This window comes from Craurococcus roseus (assembly GCF_039523795.1).
GTDB lineage: Bacteria > Pseudomonadota > Alphaproteobacteria > Acetobacterales > Acetobacteraceae > Craurococcus > Craurococcus roseus.
In genome coordinates, this window is record NZ_BAAAFZ010000050.1 from 24,981 (window position 1) to 42,241 (window position 17,261).

The window sequence follows — 17,261 nt, forward strand, 5'->3', positions numbered from 1 at the left end:
GGGCTGGGAGGAAAAGCCGTGGCCGACGAAAAGGTGCTGGCGATCACGGGCGGGGCGTCGGGCATCGGCCTCGCCATCGCCGGGGCGGCGCTGGCGGAGGGCTGGCGCGTGGCGGTGGCGGACCGGGACGAGGCGGCGCTTGAGCGGGCGCGGGGCGCGCTCGACCCGGCCCGTTCGACTCTCACGGCGCTCGACGTCACCGACGAGGCGGCGGTGGAGGGCTGGATCGCCGGCGCCGCGGGTCCGGGCCGGTTGGCGGGCGCGGTCTCGGCCGCCGGCATCGCCGCCGACGTGCCGGCGCTCGACACGCCGGTCGACCTGTTCCGCCGCATCTTGGACGTGAACGTCGCCGGCACCTTCCTGCTGGCCCGCGCCGCGGGGCGTGCCATGCGCGATTCGGGGGAGGGCGGCGCGATCCTCCTGATCGCTTCCGTGTCGGGCTTGCGCGGGGCGAAGGGGCGCGCGGCCTACGGCGCGTCCAAGGCTGCGGTGATCAACCTGGCCCAGGTCATGGCGATCGACTGCGCGCCGCACGGCATCCGGGTGAACGCGCTCTGCCCGGGCCCGGTGGAGACGCCGCTCGTCGCGCGGGTTCACACGCCGGAGGTCCGCGCGCAATGGCTGCGCCACGTGCCGATGCGCCGCTACGCCGCGCCGGAGGAGATCACCCCGACCGCGCTGTTCCTGCTGGACGGGAACAAGAGCGGCTACCTGACGGGGCAGGCCATCGCGGTGGACGGCGGCTACGCCGGGGCCGGGCTGATGCCGCCGTCGAACTAGCCACGCACCATCGCCTCCGCGGTTTGGACGATGCGCTCCGGGGTGACGCGCAGTTCGGCTTCCAGCGGCGGCGCGAAGGGCACCGGCACGCGCGGAAAGCCCAGGCGGCGCACCGCCCTGACGTTCCCGGGGCCGAGGCGTTCCACCACGCGCGCGGCCACCTCGGCGCCGAAGCCGGCGGCCGTCACCGCTTCCTGCGCCACCAGGAGGCGGCCGGTGCGGGAGACGGAGGCGCAGACCGCCTCTTCGTCCCAGGGCCAAAGGCTCCGGAGGTCGAGGAGGTCCACGCCGATCCCGCGCTCCGCCAACGCGGCCGCGGCGCGATCGGCCGCCGGCACCAGGGCGGACCAGCACACCAGGGTCAGGTCGCCGCCCTCCCGCACCCGACGCGCCACGCCGAAAGGCAGGGGCTCTATCCGCTCCGGCACGGGGCCGACCGATTGCCAGAGGTCCTTGGCCTCGAACACCAACACCGGGTCGTCGCTGCGGATGGCGGCCACCAGGAGCCCGGCGGCGTCGGCCGGCGTCGCGGGCGCCACTGCCACCACGCCGGGCAGGTGGACGAACCACGCTTCCAGCGACTGGCTGTGCTGCGCGGCGGAGGAGCGCCACATGCCGTGCGGCATCCGCACCACCAGCGCCGGCCGCGCCTGCCCGCCGGTCATGTAGCGGATCTTGGCGATCTGGTTCGCCAGTTCGTCCATGGCGCAGAGGGTGAAATCGAAGATGCGCATCTCGATGACGGGGCGCGTGCCGACCAACGCGGCGCCGAGGCCGGCGCCCATGATGGTGCTTTCCGAGATCGGCGTGGACACGGCGCGGGCCTCGCCGAACTCCTCCGGGAAGCCGCGGTACTGGCCGAACAGGCCGCCGCGCGCGACGTCCTCGCCCAGCACCCACACGCGCGGATCGCGCCGCATCTCCTGCGCCACGGCGAGGCGCGTCGCCTCCACCAGCGTGACCTCCGGCATCAGGCGGCCCTCCCGGCGGCGCCGGTGTCCTGCACGTCCGCCCAGGCGGAGGCGGGATCGGGCCAGGGCGCGGCCCGCGCGGCCTCGCGCGCGTCCCGCATCTCGGCCTCCGCCTCGGCGTGCACCACCGCCAGCGCTTCGGCGGATGCGCCCTGCCGCAGCAGCGCGGCTTCCAGCGTGGCGATCGGGTCGCGGGCCTGGAGGGCGGCGACCTCCTCGGTGCTCCGCCACGCCGCGGCGTCCGTGCTGGTGTGGCCGGAAAGGCGTGTGGTGCGGGCGTGGAGCAGGCGCGGGCCGGCCCCGCCTCGCACCGCCGCGAGCAACCGGGCAGCGGCCGCGTCCACCGCCGCGGCGTAGTTGCCGTCCACGGTTTCGGCGGGCACGCCGAGCGCTTCCGCCCGCGCGGCGATGCCCGGGCCGGCGGTGGTGCTTTCGGTGCGGGTGAAAGCGGCGACGCCGTTGTCCTCGCACACGAACAGCACCGGCAGGCGGTACAGGGCGGCCCAGTTCAGCCCTTCGAGGAACGGCCCGCGGTTCACCGCGCCGTCGCCGAAGAAGCAGGCGACCACGGCGTCCGAGCCGAGCAGGCGCAGCCCCTGCGCCGCGCCGACCGCGATCGGGATGCCGCCCGCCACCACGCCGTTGGCGCCCAACATGCCCGCGCCGAAATCGGCGATGTGCATGGAGCCGCCCTTGCCGCCGCAATGGCCGCCGGCGCGCCCGTGCAGCTCCGCCATCATGCCGGCCACGCCCGCGCCCTTGGCGAGGGCGTGGCCGTGCCCGCGGTGGGTGGAGGTGATTCGGTCGTCGCGGCGGAGGTTCAGGCACACGCCGGCGGCGACGGCCTCTTGCCCGATGGAAACGTGCAGCGGGCCGGGTATCTCGCCCGTCCCGTGCGCCGCCACCGCCGCTTCCTCGAAGGCGCGGATGCGGCGCATGAGCCGGTGCAGGTCGAGCAGCCGGGCGGAGTTGCCGGCGGCCTTGGCGTCACTCATGCGGCGTTCCCTCCCGGCCCTCGCCCCGCGAGGATGGGACAACCGGCGCGGCCCGGCGAGGGGTGATGGCCGAAGGGTCGGCTCGTGGCATTGTGGCCGCGGCACGTCCGAATGCGGGAGGGGACATGGCGGGCAGCGCGACGGCGATGAACCTGGGCCGGCTGCTGACGCAAACGGCGCGGCGCCTGCCCGGCCGCGCCGCCCTGGTCTGGGGCGAGCGGCGGTGGACCTGGGCGGAGCTGGATGCGCGCGTGGACCGCTTGGCCGCCGCGCTGCGGGCGAGGGGCGTCGGCAAGGGCGACCGGGTGCTGGTGCATTCGCGCAACTCGAACGCGATGTTCGAAAGCCAGTGGGCCTGCTTCAAGGCGGGAGCGGTTTGGGTGCCGACCAACTTCCGCCTGACGCCGCCGGAGGTCGCCTACCTCGCCGCGACCTCGCGCGCCCGCGCCATGTTGCGCGACCGAGGCTTCGCGGCCCACGCCGACGCGGTGCGCGCCGCCGGGCCGTGGTGCGAGCAGGTGCTCGCGGTGGGCGACGCGCGGCCCGGCGAGGTCGACTACGAGGACGCTCTGGCGGACGCCGACCCGCCGTCGCCCGACCACGAGGCCGATGTGGAGTACGCCGACCCCGCTTGGTTCTTCTTCACCTCCGGCACCACCGGCCGGCCCAAGGCTGCGGTGCTGACGCATGGCCAGCTCGCCTTCGTCGTCACCAACCACTTGGCCGACCTGTTCCCCGGCACGACGGAGCGCGACGCGTCGCTCGTGGTGGCGCCGCTCTCCCACGGCGCGGGCATCCACCAACTAGGGCAGGTCGCGCGCGGCGCCCGCACGGTGCTGCTGCCGGCCGAGCGGCTCGACCCCGAAGCGGCGTGGCGGCTGGTGGAGGAGCACCGTGTCTCCAACATGTTCACCGTGCCGACCATCCTCTCGGCCTTGGTCGAGCACCCGGCCGTCGAACGGCACGACCATTCCTCGCTGCGCCACGTGATCTACGCCGGCGCGCCCATGTACCGCGCCGACCAGAAGCGGGCGCTGGAGCGCCTCGGGCCGTGCCTCGTGCAGTATTTCGGCTTGGGGGAGGTGACGGGGAACATCACGGCGCTGCGCCCGGACCAGCACAGCCTGGACGACACCGACCCGGATTGCCCCGTCGGTTCGGTGGGTGCGCCGCGAACGGGCATGGACGTCGCCATCCTCGACAGCGGGGGGCGTCGTCTGCCTCCGGGCGAAACGGGCGAGATCTGCGTCCGCGGCCCCGCCGTGTTCGCCGGGTACTTCGAAAACCCGGAAGCCAACGTCAAAGCCTTCGCCGGCAACTGGTTCCACACCGGCGACCTCGGCCACCTGGACGCGCGCGGCTTCCTCTACGTCACCGGGCGGGCGAGCGACATGTTCATCTCCGGCGGGAGCAACGTCTACCCGCGCGAGGTGGAGGAGGCGGTGTTGACCTGCCCCGGCGTGGCGGAGTGCGCCGTGGTGGGGATGCCGCACCCGCGCTGGGGCGAGGCCGGCATCGCCGCCGTGGTGCCGCAGCCCGGCGCTGCCGTGGGCGAGGCCGCCGTGCTCGCGCACCTGCAAGACCGCCTCGCGCGCTACAAGCACCCGCTGCGCGTGGTTGTGTGGGACGCGCTGCCGCGGTCGGGCTACGGCAAGGTGCCCAAGGCGATGGTGCGGGAACGCCTCGACGCTGAGGGTGTCGGCTTCTGAAACGGAACCGCTCCGGCACGCGCGCCGGTCACCGCCATTTCAACGTGTCGTCGCAGACACGGCCCGGACCGTTCCATGAAGAAATAGAACTTTGCGTGGCACGCAAGCTTCGCTCCACGACCAAATAAAGTCGACGAGACAGCAACTCTGGCGGGGCACATGGGTACATTAAACGACGTTAATCCGACACCGCTGCCGACCGCTGGGTGGAAACTCACCTTTTCCGACGGCTTCAACAGCACGTACATCGACCGCGGCGCTTGGCCCCTGGTCTTCCAGGGCGGCTCCGCCAACGGCGCCTACACCTTTCGACCCGAAAACGTTGTGGTGTGGGACGGCGAGGCTTCGGTCAACAACGTCAATACACCGTCCGGATGGACGAGCGGCGCATTCCAGCAGGGGTGGAACGGCCAGCTCTACGGACGGTACGAGGTGCGGGCGAAATTCGACCCGGGGCAGGGCTTCTCCGGCGCCCTGCTCCTCTGGCCGACCGACAACGAGGGCGGCGCGGAGGTCGACATGGTCGAGCCCCGCTTCGCCGACAAATCGGTGAACAACATATCCGTCCACGGCGAGGGCGGGCCCGGCCCGTTCGACAGTTGGGAATTCCGCTTCGACGCGACCCAATGGCACACCTACGCCGTGGACTGGTTGCCCGGACAACTGGTGTTCTACCTGGACGGACAGGAGATCCACCGCACCACCCGCCGCGTCCCGGACGAGCCGATGTCGTTCGGCGTGCTCGGCTACGTCAACGCGCCGGGCGACGACTGGCACGGCGGCCCGCCCGACGCGAGTTCGCCCGGCTTCAACAGCATCCACGTGGATTGGGTGCGGGCCTACACGCCGGAGAACCTCTACCCCGGCGCGCTGCCCACCGCCTTTTACGGCACGCCCGGTGCTCTGCGGCCATCGACCGAACCCTGGACAGGCGCTTGGAGCGCCGGGGACACTGGCGAAGTCGCCCGGAGCGCCGTGCGCAGCGTGGACGGCGTGACCTACGCCGCCACCTGGAACGCGGCGCAGTGGAACGACCAAGTGCCGGTTGCGACCTCCGCGCCGGCGGCGTGGAACCCGGCCTACGCGTCCCGGCTGCTCTACGCCAACTTCGCCGACGTGGAACTCGACTTCGCCGCCGCCGGCGCGACCGGGCTGTCGGTGGTCGCGTCGGGCGCGCAACGGGGCAACATCCGGACCGGCGACGCCGGCGACGCCGTGACCTGGGTGGCGCATTCCTCGCCGGCCGCCGGGCCGGACAACGTGATGACGGTTGTGACCGGGGCGGGGCACGACAGCGTCGTCGTCACCGCGGCGGGGCGATCGAACATCGACCAACCCTTCGGATGGGGTTCCGAGTGGCGCGGCGACTACGACGGCCTTTCGTCGGTGTACCGGGTGAACCTCGGCGCTGGCGAGGACTGGGCGACCCTGGCGGCGGGCGGGGGCGTGGTGGACGGCGGCGCCGGCGTCGACACGGTCGTGTTCTGGGGACCCGTCTCGCGCTTCGCCGTGACCGCCCTGTCCGACGGCTCCACCCGGGTCGACGACCGCACCGGGGCGCAAGGCGGGGCCGTGCTGTGGGGCGTGGAGCGCTTGAACTTCACCGACGCGGAGATCGCCGCCCCCGGCCAAGCCCCCGCGCCCTCCGCCATCGGCATCGCCCCGGTGGGCGCGACGCCGGCGCTCCCCGTGGCGGCCGTGGCTGCCGCGGACTGGCAGCTCTGACGGGCGCGGCGGCCGCCGGCCTTCGGCCATGGGCGGCCGCTTACGCCACGGTCGCGGATCGTCTATGCGCGCCGGCATGGAAGCGGTGCGCGGAGAGGCCGCCGCGCCACCGGACCTCCGGCGGGCGCGGCGCGTGGTGGTCAAGGTCGGTTCCGCCCTCGTGGTGGACGATGGTAGCGCCGCGCCGCGCGAGGCGTGGCTCGCCTCCGTGGCGGCGGACATCGCCGCCATGCGGGCGCGCGGCGCGGAGGTGCTGCTGGTCTCGTCCGGCGCCATCGCCTTGGCGCGCCGCGCCCTCGGCTTGACCCGCCGCCGGCTGCGGCTGGAAGAGAAGCAGGCCGCTGCCGCGGTGGGCCAGATCCGCCTCGCCGGTGCCTGGGACGCCGCGCTCTCCGCGCACGGCCTGGCCGCGGCGCAACTGCTGCTCACGCTGGAGGACAGCGAGGACCGGCGCCGCTACCTCAACGCGCGTGCCACCCTCGGCACCCTTTTGGAACTGGGCTGCGTGCCGGTCATCAACGAGAACGACACGGTGGCCACCGCCGAGATCCGCTTCGGCGACAACGACCGCTTGGCCGCCCGCGTGGCCGAGATGGTGGAAGCGGACGCTCTGGTGCTGCTGTCCGACATCGACGGCCTGTTCACCGCCGACCCGCGCCGGGACCCTGAAGCGCGCCACCTGCCGGTGGTGGAGCGCGTCACGGACGAGATCATGTCCATGGGCGGGGAGCCGCCGCCCGGCTACTCCTCCGGGGGCATGCGTACCAAGCTGCTGGCGGCCCGCATCGCCACCGGCGCCGGTTGCGCCATGGCCATCGCGCTCGGCGCGCGCGACCACCCGTTGCGGGCCATGGAGGACGGGGCGCGCTGCACGTGGTTCCTGCCCCAGCCGGAGGGCCGCTCTTCCCGCAAGCGCTGGATCGCCGGCAGCCTGGCGCCGCTCGGCGCCCTTTCGGTGGACGCGGGCGCGGCGCGGGCGTTGGCCCGCGGCAGTTCCCTGCTCCCCGCCGGAGTGCGGGCTGTGGCGGGCGAGTTCGGGCGCGGCGACCCCGTGAGCCTGCTCGATCCGGAAGGCAGGGAGGTGGCGCGCGGCCTGTCCGCTTACGACGCGGACAGCGCCCGGCGGATCGCCGGGCGCCGCTCGGATGAGATCGAGGCCATCCTCGGCTGGCGCGGCCGGGACGAGATGGTGCGCCGGGACGACTTGGTGCTGCTTTGAGGGCCGAGGACCGAAGCGCGCGATGATCGCTCCCCTTGTGCTCGCCCTGCGCCAGATCGGCGACCGGGCGTTCCTCGGGTCGCTGCTGAAGGGGCTCGGATCGGCGCTGCTGGTGTTCGTCGGCTTGGTGGCGATCGCCGCCTGGGGCGCGGAGGCGCTCGCCGGCGGCTCCGGCTGGCTGGCCGGCGCGGCGGCGGCGCTCGGCGGGCTTTTGGCGCTCGGCCTAGGCATCTGGTTGTTCGTGCCGGTGATGCTGGCCGTGGTCGGCTTGTTCTTGGACCCTGTGGCCGAGGCGGTGGAACGGCGCTTCTATCCCGGGCTGCCGCCGGCGAGGGGCACGGGCTTGGCCGCGCAGGTGCGTTTCAACCTTTGGTTTAGTTTGCGCTTGGTGGTGCTGAGCCTCGCCGCGTTGCCTTTCGCTTTCGCCGTGCCGCCGGTGGGTACGGCGCTGCTGTGGATGGTCTCGGCCTACGGCCTCGGCCACGGCTTGTTCGAGGGCGTGGCACAGAGGCGGATGAGCGTGGAAGAGGCGCGCGCTTCGCGCCGGCAGCGCGAGGCGCGCGTGCTCGGCATCGGCGCCATACTGGCCGCCATCGCGTTGATTCCGGGCGTGAATCTGCTCGTGCCCGTGCTCGGCACAGCGGCGATGACGCACGTGCTGCACAGGAACGGCGCCGTAATATCCAATGGAAACCGCACTTGATTGATCACTTCCTGTTGTGCGGCGTGACGCCCGCATGGTAGCCCAAAGACCAATCAGAGGCCGCGACGCGCGACCCACGCGCCGACGCGCAGCCGCCTCGGCCGCGAAGGGGAAGCATTCAGATGGCCATGGGCATTTTCAACCGTAAGAAGGAAGACGGTTCGCCGGCCGATCCGGCTTCGGCCAGGTCCGCGCCGGCCGGCGGGGCCCCCGCCGCCGCTCCGCCGCCGGCTTCGGCTGCGCGCGACCCCGACATCGGCGTCCCGCCGTTCCGTCCCGCCACGAAGGATACCCCCATGATGAACTCCGCGCCCAAGCCGTCCGCCGCGCCCGCCGCCCCGTCCGTGTCCGGCCCGCGCCCGGCGCCGATCGCCACCGCGCCGGCCCGGCCGGTGGGCCGCATCGAGCCGTCCGAGCGCCGGACCCTGGTGGTCGGCCGCGGGATCAGCCTGCAGGGCACGGTCGCCGACGCCGAGCGGCTGGTGGTCGAGGGGACGGTCGAGTCGCAGATGATCCAGGCGGCGGAACTGTTCGTCGCCGGCTCCGGCGTGTTCAAGGGCGAGGTCGAGGTGGAAGACGCCGAGATCGCCGGTGCCTTCGACGGCACCATCACCGCGCGCGGCAGCCTCATCATCCGCACCACCGGCAAGATCAGCGGCACGGCGCGCTGCCGGAAGCTGTCCGTCGAGGAAGGCGGCCAGGTGTCCGGCAAGATGGAGATGCTGACCGACGCCGCCGCCCTGGTGTCGCCCGCCCGCGTCCCGACCCAGTCGGTGCCCGCCGACGCCTGACGCCGCAGGCCGGGCTTGGCCGCTGGACGCCGCCGAGGCGCGGCGGCCGGCGGCCACGGCCGGGGGCGCCGTGCGGCGGTCCCCGGTGACGCCGCGCCGTGGCGCGAACCCCGCCTTCCCCGGTGCCGTGCCGCCTTAAGCGCTTTGACCGTGCCCTCGCCGCCGCTTCGCGCGCGCCGCTTCCGCCGGCCGCCGCTCCCTTTTTCCCGCCCCCTCCGCCGCGCTTCGCTGGCCACCGCGGCGATGCTCCTCGCCGCCGCCGTCGCGCCGGTCGCCTGCGGCGAAAGCCGCGACCGGGCGCGCGTGGCAGCGCTGGAGGCCGGGATCGCCAGCGCGCAGGCGAGCCTCGCCGCCATGTCCGCCGACGCGCCCGCGGCGCCGTCCTTCTCGCAGGCGTCGTCCGGCGCCCCCGCGCCGGTCCGCCCCGCGCCGGCGCAAGTGGTCGCGCGCTTCCCGGCCGGGGCGAAGCCGCTCGCGGCGGCGGAACTCTTCGGCGCCGGGCCGGACGCGCTAGTGCGCTGGTTCGGCGAACCCGACCTGCGGCGCGCCGAAGGCGACGCGGAGGTCATGCTCTTCCTAGGCCCCGGCTGCGCGCTCGACGTGGTGTTCTACGCGGCCGCCGGCGGCGCCAAGCGCGTCGCGCACGCATCGGCGCGCGCGGACGGCCCGGCGGCGGTGACGGAGGCGGATTGCCTCCGCAGCATCGGCGACGGCGGCGCGAGGGGAGGGGTTGGAGGCGCCGTGGCGGCCGGGCACACTCCGCGGCGGTGACGGCCTACTTCGACGTATTCATCCCCGCCTTCGGACTGCTCGCCCTCGGCTCGCTCCTGCGCCGGTTCCTGCTGCGCGACGGCGCGGTGTGGGCGGGCATAGAGCGTCTCGTGTTCTGGGCGCTGATGCCGGCGCTGTTGGTCTCGTCCATCGCGTCCGTCAACCTCGCGGAGCTGCCCCTCGGGCGGATGGCGTTGGCGATCTGGCTGGCCCTGCTCGGCGGGACCGCGCTGAGCCTGCTCCTCGCGGGCGCCGCCCGGCTGGACCACCCGGCCACCACCTCCGTGCTGCAAGGCGGCATCCGTTTCAACAACCTGATGGGTTTCGCGCTCGTCGGCGGGCTGTACGGCGCGCCGGGCACGGCGCTCGGCTCGGTGGCGACGGGGCTGATCGTGCCCTTCGTGCAGGTGGTCACGATCACCGCCTTCGCGTTGGCGCCGGCGCCGGCGGGCGGGGCACGCTTCTCCCCGCTCCGGGCGCTGAAGCAACTCGCCACGAACCCGCTGCTCCTGGCGTGCGTGCTCGGTTTCGCGGTGGCCGCGCTCGGCGGCTTGCCGCCCGGGTTGAACCCGCTGCTGCGGAACCTGGGCGGGGCGTCGATCGCGCTCGGGCTGCTGTGCGTCGGGGCGGCGTTGTCGCCGGGGGCGCTGCGCGACCGCATGGGCCTCCAAGCGGCGACCTGCGTCGTGAAGCTCGTGCTGGTGCCCGCGATGACCCTGGCGCTCGGGCGCGCGTTCGGCCTCGATCCGCTGTCGCTGGCTGTGGCGCTGGTGTTCATGGCGCTGCCCACCGCCACCACGAGCTACGTGATGGCGCGTGCGCTGGGCGGCGACGCGCCGCTGATGGCGGCGCTGACCACGACGGAGCACGTTATATCCGTGGCGACGCTGCCGCTCTGGATCGCGCTGGTCGGCAGGCTGCCCGGCTGACGGCGGCCGGCGCCAGCCGTCAGCAATTGGCCCCCACCGCCGGCGAAGCCGCGAGGTCCAGCACCGTGGCGACCAGCTCGGAGTTGGCGAAAGGCTTGCCGATCACGCGCTCGCGGAACCCGGAGCCGCCGGACCGGCCGAAGACGCGCTCCGGGTTGCCCGTGACGTAGATGACGCGGATGTTCGGGGCGTGCCCGCGCGCCAAGGCGGCGAGGGCCACCCCGTCGAGGCCCCTCCCGAGGTTCACGTCCGTCACCAGCACGCGGTAGCGCCCCCCGACCTCAGCCGCGACGGAGAGGAGGCAAAGCGCGGTCTCGGCGTCCTTCGCGTCCTCCACGTGCATGCCCGCGTCCTCGAGCAGGTCGCGGAGGAGCATGCGTATGGCCGGCTCGTCCTCCACGACGAGCACGCTCGGCCGCCAGTGGACCGCGACCGGCGGCATCGCGCCGACGGCGGGGGAGATGGCCCGCATAGCTGGGGCGGGGGTCGCGCTGTGCAACTCGTGCTCCTCCCTTCTCTGCCCGGCATTCCAAGCCGGGCGGTTTTCCCAGAGGGGCCGGCCGCCCCAAGCCCTCGGTGCCCGGCGGCCGCCCGAACAGCCTTCGAGGATCAGTCGGCCGCGACGTTCGCGGCGAAGCCGTGCCCGTACCCGTTGCGGTGCGTGACGACCTCCTTCGGCCAAGCGCGGCTCGTGCCCCGTGGCGCGGCGCCTCCCCATGCGCCCGCGCCGCCTGAGTCTCGGTCGATGGCGGTCCGCAACTCCCCGAGAAGCCTCCACCCGGCCCCGGTGCGCTGCGCCTGCAGGCTGCGCCGGTCTTGCGGGTCCAGCCTGCGCCGGACGAGGTCCAACTCCCCGAGCCGGTCGAGCGCGCGGCTCACGGCCGGCTTGCAGATGCCGAACCGCGCCGAAAGGTCCCGCACGGTGTGCGGGCCGGCTTCGAGGTAGACGGTCAGGAAGACGCCCAATTGCCGGGCCGACAGGTCGGTGCCGCGCGTCACCATCGCGGTGATGGTCTTGTGGAGCACAGGCATCGGGTCTTCGTCGTTGGCCGGATTGCGGATTTCAAACGCTCCTGCGTAGTACGCCATCGCATCGCCTCCATGCGTCCATCCGAGGCGCAGATCATTGCATATGATGTATAATAATGACATCACAATGAGTTGTGATCACGTGATGAATACAACTCTGGATAGTAGGGCCGCGATGCAAGGTCTCTGGCCGCGTCGAGCAGCGTGGTCCAGACCATCAGGCGCGCAACACGGCCGGTAACCCCGCGCCGTTCTCAGCCGTTGCCCGTCGCAGGGCTGTCACCGCCACCTGCGACGTAGGAGGCGGACTCGAGTGCCTGCATGCAGCGCAGCGAACTGGGATGGCCGCGAGCCGCGCGTGCTGCGCGGAACACGGGGCGGTGAATTTGCCCGTGAGGGCGTGGCGCCGGAGCCCCTCCGGCCCGATACCGCCCCGCGAGGCGCAATGGCACCGGGAGCTTGGCCCATCATGTTCGGACGACGCGGTTTCACCTTGGGCACGGCCGCCTGCCTCGGCGCTCTGGGGAGCGCCGCCGCCGGAGATCGGGCGGCGGCGCAGCAGACCGCCGGTTGGCCGAACCGCCCCCTACGCTGGCTGGTCGGCTACCCGCCGGGCGGGCCGAGCGACACCTTCGCCCGGTTGACGGGCGCGCACATCGGGACGCGGCTCGGCCAAAGCGTGCTGGTGGAGAACCGCCCGGGCGGCGGCGCTGTGCTGGCCAGCGAGGCCGTGGCGCGCAGCGCGCCCGACGGCTACACCATGCTGCACGTGGACAACGGCATCCTGGTGTACAACCCGGCGCTCTACGCGCGCCTGCCCTACGACCCGGACCGCGACCTCCAGGGCGTCGGCTTCATCGGCCGCTTCCCGCTGTTCATCGTGGTGCGGCCCGACGACCCGGCGCGCGACTTCGCCGATTTCCTCCAGCGGTCGCGTGCCCGGGCGCCCAACTACGGCACGCCGGCCGTCGCCTCGCCGCACCACCTGGCGATGGAGATGGTCAAGCGCCGCACCGGGTTGCAGGCCAACCACGTGCCCTACCGCGGCGGCCCCGCCGCCATGCAGGACCTGCTCGCGGGCCAAGTGGATTCGGTGATGATCGACTGCGCCACAGGCATCCCCTTCATCACGGGCGGGCGCGCCCGCGCCTTGTGCGCGCTCAGCGAGGCGCGCAGCCCGCGCGCGCCGGACGTGCCTACGCTGCGGGAGCTGAACGCCGGCGACGTGGTGGCGTACGGCTGGCAGGGCATGAGCGTGCCGGCCGGCGTGCCCGCGCCGGTGCTGGGCCGGCTGAACGACGCCCTGCGGGCGGCGGTCGCGGCCGACGACGTGCGGGCGCGGTTCGACACGCTGGGCATCGAAAGCGCGGACTGGAGCCCGGCGGAGTTCGACGCCTTCGTCCGCCGCGAGAACGCCGCGTGGCGGCCCTTGATCCGCGAGCTGGGCATACGGCTCGACAGCTAGCGGCGCCGCGCCACAAAGCCCCACATGCTCGAACCCTTCCGCCGGCTGGCGCGGTGGCGGCGGCGCCACCCGGCGCTGCCGCTGATCGGCGACACGCGCACGCGCGGCGAGCGCGAAGCCGCGGTGCTGCGGGCGAGCGTGAAGGCGCTCGGGGCGGAACTGGTCCGGCAGCGCTGCGACGCCGGGATGGCGGGACCCGCCGCGAAGCTGCCGCCGGAGCCGGTCCGCGCCGGCCTCGGCAGCCGCACCTGCCGGCAGGCGGACATCGAGGCGGACTGGCTGCGGCACTGGTGCGGCCGGATCGGCATCTGGCCCGCCTACCATCGCAAGGTCTGGGAGGTGTGCTTCATCGCCCAGGCCGCCTGGGAGGCGGGCGCGCTGGCGCCCGGCCGCCGCGCCTTGGGCTTCGCGGTTGGGCGGGAGGTGCTGCCCTCGCTCTTCGCCGCCGCCGGCATGGAGGTGGTGGCGACCGACCTGCCGGCCGGCGACGCGAGGGCGCGGGAATGGCGCCGCACCGGCCAGCACGCGGGCGAGGGGGGCGAGGACGCGGCGCGTGCGGCGCTGTTCCGGCCCGGGCTGGTCGGCGCCGAGGAGTTCGAGCGGCGCGTGTCCTTCCGACCTGTCGACATGCGCCGCATTCCGCCCGACCTGCTCGGGGGCGGCTTCGACCTCGTGTGGTCCTCCTGCGCGATGGAGCACCTCGGCAGCCTCGAACGCGGGGCGGCCTTCGTGCTGGACGCGATGCGCTGCCTTCGGCCCGGCGGGGTCGCGGTCCACACCACCGAGCTCAACACGGACGCGGCCGGCGGCACGCTGCGCTGGGGGACGACGGTGCTGTACCAGCGGCCGCACCTCGACGCCCTGGCGCGGCGCCTCGCGCAGGCGGACCACGCGATGCTGCCGTTGGACGACACGCAGGGCGACGGACCGCTCGACGCCTTCGTGGACCTCCCCCCCTTCGCCGGCGACGGCGTCCCCGGCGCCGCGACCCTCGCGGCCTTGCCGCAACCGCCGCACCTCCGGCTCTCCATCCGAGGCTTTCCTGCAACATCCGTGGGGATTGTCGCTCGCGCCCAGGTTATACGAGCCGGAACGTTCTCAATGCATTATAAAGGCACGGTCGCGTCCGTTGCCGTCGGCGACGCGTAGGAACAACGACAGTCCGCGGGTCGGCCATGCTGAAACAGATCGTCGAACGGTTGCGCCACTGGCTCAGCTACCGGCCCGAGCGCCGGTACATGCGCGGCGGCGGCTGACCGCCGGCCGGGCGGGCGTTAGACCCCGCCCATGCACCCGTCGTCCCGTCGCTTCCTGCTCCGCTTGGCCCTGCTCGCGGGGCCCTCCGCCGCCGGCCTCCGCCAACGGCCTGCCCTCGGCCAACGGTCGTCCGGCGGCCCGGACCTCCCGCCGGTGCTCTTCCTGCACGGTAACGGCGACCACGCCGCGCTGTGGTTGACGACCCTTTGGCGCTTCGAGAGCAACGGTTGGCCGCGCGGACTCCTGCACGCCGTCAACTTTCCCGACCCATCGGCGCGCGACGACGACGCCGTGCCGCAGCCGGGGCGCTCCTCCAGCGCCGAGCAGACCGCGTTCTTGGCCGAGCGGGTCCGGGAGGCGCGGGAGCGGACGGGCGCAGCGCGGGTGGCGCTCGTGGCGAACAGCCGCGGCGGCAACGCCATCCGCGACTTCGTGACGCGCGTGGAGGGAGGGGCCGGTCAGGTCTCCCACGCCGTGCTCTGCGGCACCCCGAACCGCGGCGTGTACGACTGGCCGGAGATCCGGAACCGCGAATTCAACGCGAACAGCGATCTGCTCCGTCGCTTGAACGGCGGCGAAACCGACGCGGTGCCGGGCACCGCATTCCTGACGCTCCGCAGCGACAGCAACGACCTCTTCGCCCAGCCGCGCGCCATCTGGTCCGCGACGCCGGACCGCCCGACCGGCACGGACGCCGCCGGGCCGGAGCTGCGCGGCGCGACCAACCTGGTGCTCCCGGGCCTCGACCACCGCGAGGTCGCCTACCACCCGCGCGCCTTCGCCGAGATCTTCGCCTTTGTCGCCGGCCGCCCGCCCGACCGGCTGGCCGTGGTGCCGGAAGCGCGGCCGGTGCTCGACGGCTCCGTGACGGGCACGCCGGGCGGCGTGCAAACCAACCGCCCGGTGGAAGGCGCGACGGTGGAGGTGTTCCGGACCGACCCCGAGACCGGCGCCCGGATGGGAGAGGGGCCGCTGCACCGGCGCGTGACCGCGGCCGACGGCCGCTGGGGCCCGGTGGCGGTGGCGCCCGATTGGGCGCTGGAGTTCACGCTCGCCCAGCCGGGCGGCGCGCCGACCACGCACATCTACCGCTCGCCCTTCCCACGCTCCTCCGCCGTGGTCCACCTGCGGGCGGCGCGGCCGTTGACCGACGCCGACCGGGCCGCGGGCGGCGTGGTGCTGATGACGCGCCCACGCGGCTACTTCGGCGTCCCTCGCGACTTCCTGGCGCTGGACGGGCGGCTGCCGCCCGAAATTCCGCGCGGCGTCCCCCGCGTGTCCGTGGCGACGCTCAGCTTGCCGGTGGCCGAACTGGGTCGGCCGGTGGCGGCGCTGTTCAACGAGGAGCGGATCGTGGCGCGGGCTTGGCCCTCGGCCGAGAACCGGATCGCCGTGGCGGAGCTGACGGGGTAGGGGCGGCGGTGAGAGGCCTCGCGCCCCCGTGCGCGGGGCGCGCTCGTCCGGCGGCCGAATTACCCATTATAACTGAACCATGGTCGCAGCCCTCAAGCTCCCCCCGCGCCGCATGACGGTCGCGGAGTTCCTGTCCTGGGACCCCGAGGACGGCACCGGCGCGTTCTGGCAACTGCGCGACGGCGAGCCCGAGATGATGGCGCCGGCCACCGACGCCCACGGCAGCATCCAGAACCGGTTGTCTTTCCTCCTTACCAGGCACCTGGAGGCTGGCGGGGACCGCAGCCGCGCCGTGGCGAATCCGGGTGTGGTGCCGCGCGTCCGCTCCGACCGGAACATGCTCATCCCCGACATCGGGATCACCTGCGCGCCGCCCTCGACGGAGCGGGCGATTCCGGAGCCGGTGGTGCTGATCGAGATCCTGTCGCCGTCGAACGAGGCCGAGACGCGGGCCAACGTGTGGGCCTACACGACGATTCCATCGGTCGCCGACATTGCGATGGTCGGCAGCACGGAGGTGTAGGTGGAGGTGCTGCGGCGGCGCCCGGACGGGACCTGGCCCGAGCGGCCGGAGGCGGTCGGCCCTGGCGGCGAACTCCGCTTCGAGAGCATCGGCTTCGCCGCGCCGCTGCTAGCGGCCTACGCGACCACGCCGCTGGCGGGCGCCGCCGCCGCGGGCTGACCGCGGCGGGCGCGGTCCGGTTCCGGCGGCCGGGAAGGAACAGCGACGGAACAGGCGAGGCAGCGCTCCTCAATCGGCCTCGCCCGCGATCCACTCCTCGCCCTCCGGCGGAATGCCGTGCCACGCCGCTCCGTTGGACAAAGGCGTCACCAGGAGCAGGCCGGGCGGGGCGCCGGCGCCGTCCAGGGCGCGCCGCAGGTGGTCGCGCAGGTAGCCCGGGGACAGGTCGGTCCCGAGCAGCGTCGCCCCCGGCGCGACCCGCCAATGGCTGGAGGCCACCTCGAAGACGGCGTCGAAGAACGCCTGTTCCGGCGCCGGCCCGCCGAGGCCCGGCTCATGCAGGACGAGGCAGATCGGCATCGGGCTCTCCCAAGTGGAGGTGGTCGATGGCGCCGCCGGCGCGGGCGGCCACCGCTTCAGCGACCAGGGTGCGGTGGCAGTTCCGCGGGTCCGCTTCCAGGCAAAGGAGGCACACCGGTTCGCGCGCCGCCCGGTCGGTGAGGTCGGCGAGCGCCGCCTGCGCCTCCGTGCCGGCGAGGCGGCGGGCGAAGATGCGCCGCATCTCCTCCGGCCGGCCGGCGCGGACGGCTTCGCGCCCTTCCGGGGGCGTGCCGAGGGCCGGGAGGTGCAGGTAGCCGATGCCCGCCTCCTCCAGCGCCGCGGACAGGGCGCGCTTGGCGAAGCCGGGGCGGCGGCTGTTGGCGAGCGCCCGCACATCGACCACCCGCCGCACGCCGGCGGCGCGGAGCGCCGCCAGCAACGAGGAAGGCGTCGCGCGCTCGTACCCGATGGTGAAGACCGCCGGTGTCACCGGGCCGGGCG

Annotated in this window: 19 protein-coding genes; 13 read left to right on the forward strand and 6 right to left on the reverse strand. The window is 73.8% G+C overall.

Annotation, left to right across the window (positions count from 1 at the left end; genetic code table 11):
• Positions 1–18 precede the first annotated feature (18 nt).
• A complete protein-coding gene (locus tag ABD067_RS15960; protein ID WP_343896340.1) occupies positions 19–780 on the forward strand; it encodes an SDR family NAD(P)-dependent oxidoreductase in 762 nt (253 codons plus the stop codon).
• On the opposite strand, the gene ABD067_RS15965 is transcribed toward ABD067_RS15960, so the two are convergent.
• Complete coding sequence (locus ABD067_RS15965; RefSeq protein ID WP_343896341.1) at positions 777–1,751, reverse strand: alpha-ketoacid dehydrogenase subunit beta; 975 nt, start codon at positions 1,749–1,751, stop codon at positions 777–779. The genes ABD067_RS15960 and ABD067_RS15965 overlap by 4 nt on opposite strands.
• Positions 1,751–2,746 (reverse strand): thiamine pyrophosphate-dependent dehydrogenase E1 component subunit alpha, encoded by a 996-nt coding sequence (locus ABD067_RS15970; protein ID WP_343896342.1) that lies wholly within the window; start codon positions 2,744–2,746, stop codon positions 1,751–1,753. Before ABD067_RS15970 ends, ABD067_RS15965 begins: the two co-directional genes overlap by 1 nt.
• A gap of 65 nt (positions 2,747–2,811) precedes the next feature.
• Here ABD067_RS15970 and ABD067_RS15975 point away from each other — a divergent pair, with 65 nt between their 5' ends.
• The 7 genes from ABD067_RS15975 (at position 2,812) to ABD067_RS16005 (ending at position 10,593) form a co-directional block, all read left to right on the forward strand.
• Positions 2,812–4,455 (forward strand): acyl-CoA synthetase, encoded by a 1,644-nt coding sequence (locus ABD067_RS15975; protein ID WP_343896343.1) that lies wholly within the window; start codon positions 2,812–2,814, stop codon positions 4,453–4,455.
• A 159-nt stretch (positions 4,456–4,614) separates the two neighbouring features.
• Positions 4,615–6,180: a glycoside hydrolase family 16 protein gene (locus ABD067_RS15980; protein ID WP_343896344.1), complete on the forward strand. Its 1,566-nt coding sequence runs from the start codon at positions 4,615–4,617 to the stop codon at positions 6,178–6,180.
• A 64-nt stretch (positions 6,181–6,244) separates the two neighbouring features.
• The gene (proB, locus tag ABD067_RS15985; RefSeq protein ID WP_343896345.1) at positions 6,245–7,399 is read left to right on the forward strand and encodes a glutamate 5-kinase; all 1,155 of its coding nucleotides are present in this window, start codon (positions 6,245–6,247) and stop codon (positions 7,397–7,399) included.
• A 22-nt stretch (positions 7,400–7,421) separates the two neighbouring features.
• The gene (locus ABD067_RS15990; RefSeq protein WP_343896346.1) at positions 7,422–8,102 is read left to right on the forward strand and encodes an EI24 domain-containing protein; all 681 of its coding nucleotides are present in this window, start codon (positions 7,422–7,424) and stop codon (positions 8,100–8,102) included.
• A 296-nt stretch (positions 8,103–8,398) separates the two neighbouring features.
• Positions 8,399–8,893 carry a bactofilin family protein gene (locus ABD067_RS15995; protein WP_343896347.1) on the forward strand — a complete coding sequence of 165 codons (495 nt, stop codon included), beginning with the start codon at positions 8,399–8,401 and terminating at the stop codon, positions 8,891–8,893.
• 243 nt (positions 8,894–9,136) lie between these two features.
• Entirely contained in the window at positions 9,137–9,664 is a 528-nt protein-coding gene (locus tag ABD067_RS16000) for a hypothetical protein (RefSeq protein WP_343896348.1), read from the forward strand.
• A complete protein-coding gene (locus ABD067_RS16005) occupies positions 9,661–10,593 on the forward strand; it encodes an AEC family transporter (RefSeq protein ID WP_343896349.1) in 933 nt (310 codons plus the stop codon). Before ABD067_RS16000 ends, ABD067_RS16005 begins: the two co-directional genes overlap by 4 nt.
• A gap of 19 nt (positions 10,594–10,612) precedes the next feature.
• Here ABD067_RS16005 and ABD067_RS16010 read toward each other — a convergent pair whose 3' ends face one another.
• The gene (locus tag ABD067_RS16010) at positions 10,613–11,092 is read right to left on the reverse strand and encodes a response regulator (RefSeq protein WP_343896350.1); all 480 of its coding nucleotides are present in this window, start codon (positions 11,090–11,092) and stop codon (positions 10,613–10,615) included.
• Between the two features lie 110 nt (positions 11,093–11,202).
• Positions 11,203–11,682 (reverse strand): MarR family winged helix-turn-helix transcriptional regulator, encoded by a 480-nt coding sequence (locus ABD067_RS16015; RefSeq protein ID WP_343896351.1) that lies wholly within the window; start codon positions 11,680–11,682, stop codon positions 11,203–11,205.
• A 409-nt stretch (positions 11,683–12,091) separates the two neighbouring features.
• Here ABD067_RS16015 and ABD067_RS16020 point away from each other — a divergent pair, with 409 nt between their 5' ends.
• The 5 genes from ABD067_RS16020 to ABD067_RS16040 all read left to right on the forward strand — a co-directional run bounded on the left by ABD067_RS16020 (position 12,092) and on the right by ABD067_RS16040 (position 16,439).
• Positions 12,092–13,087, forward strand: coding sequence for a Bug family tripartite tricarboxylate transporter substrate binding protein (locus ABD067_RS16020; protein ID WP_343896352.1), 996 nt, complete (start codon positions 12,092–12,094; stop codon positions 13,085–13,087).
• Between the two features lie 24 nt (positions 13,088–13,111).
• Entirely contained in the window at positions 13,112–14,236 is a 1,125-nt protein-coding gene (locus ABD067_RS16025; RefSeq protein ID WP_343896353.1) for an SAM-dependent methyltransferase, read from the forward strand.
• Positions 14,237–14,374: 138 nt separating this feature from the next.
• The gene (locus ABD067_RS16030; RefSeq protein WP_343896354.1) at positions 14,375–15,757 is read left to right on the forward strand and encodes a hydrolase; all 1,383 of its coding nucleotides are present in this window, start codon (positions 14,375–14,377) and stop codon (positions 15,755–15,757) included.
• 79 nt (positions 15,758–15,836) lie between these two features.
• Complete coding sequence (locus tag ABD067_RS16035; RefSeq protein ID WP_343896355.1) at positions 15,837–16,280, forward strand: Uma2 family endonuclease; 444 nt, start codon at positions 15,837–15,839, stop codon at positions 16,278–16,280.
• Positions 16,281–16,439, forward strand: a complete 159-nt coding sequence (locus ABD067_RS16040) for a hypothetical protein (protein ID WP_343896356.1) — start codon at positions 16,281–16,283, stop codon at positions 16,437–16,439.
• 69 nt (positions 16,440–16,508) lie between these two features.
• Here ABD067_RS16040 and ABD067_RS16045 read toward each other — a convergent pair whose 3' ends face one another.
• Positions 16,509–16,799 (reverse strand): hypothetical protein, encoded by a 291-nt coding sequence (locus ABD067_RS16045; RefSeq protein ID WP_343896357.1) that lies wholly within the window; start codon positions 16,797–16,799, stop codon positions 16,509–16,511.
• Positions 16,774–17,250 carry a DUF488 domain-containing protein gene (locus ABD067_RS16050; protein WP_343896358.1) on the reverse strand — a complete coding sequence of 159 codons (477 nt, stop codon included), beginning with the start codon at positions 17,248–17,250 and terminating at the stop codon, positions 16,774–16,776. The genes ABD067_RS16045 and ABD067_RS16050 overlap by 26 nt, the downstream gene beginning before the upstream one ends.
• Between the last annotated feature and the right edge of the window lie 11 nt (positions 17,251–17,261).